Raw genomic sequence first — 332 nt, 5'->3', positions numbered from 1 at the left:
GCCGACCGCCGCCGCCCACCCGGAGCCCGACGCGTCGGCGCGCACGGACGCCGGGGGACCGGCCGGTACGGCATCCGGCGCCGAAGCGGACCAGCCCGAGAACCACCCCACCCCGGCGGCCCCGGCCCACCAGACCCCGCAAACCCCCGGCGGGACCTGGCTCGACGCCGAGACCGCCCTCACCCTCCTCACCTCCCCCCTCGCCGGCATGGACGCCGCCGATCTGCGGCGGCTCGGGCGGGCGCTGCGGGAGGAGGAGCGGGCCGGGGGCAATCCCGTGCCGCCGCCCTCCGACGAGCTGCTGGCGCGCGCGCTCGCGGAGCCGGAGCGGC

The 332-nt window shown here is 81.0% G+C and carries 1 protein-coding gene; it reads left to right on the top strand.

Translation table 11 applies throughout. From position 1 onward, the window contains the following. Positions 1-332, top strand: a 332-nt coding sequence (locus GTW40_RS32500) for a hypothetical protein (RefSeq protein WP_202485393.1), incomplete at both ends; no start/stop codon positions are given.

It is taken from the genome of Streptomyces sp. SID4985, from assembly GCF_009863025.1.
GTDB lineage: Bacteria > Actinomycetota > Actinomycetes > Streptomycetales > Streptomycetaceae > Streptomyces.
Note: the sequence above shows the minus strand (reverse complement) of the source record. Positions and strands in the feature narration are given on the sequence as shown.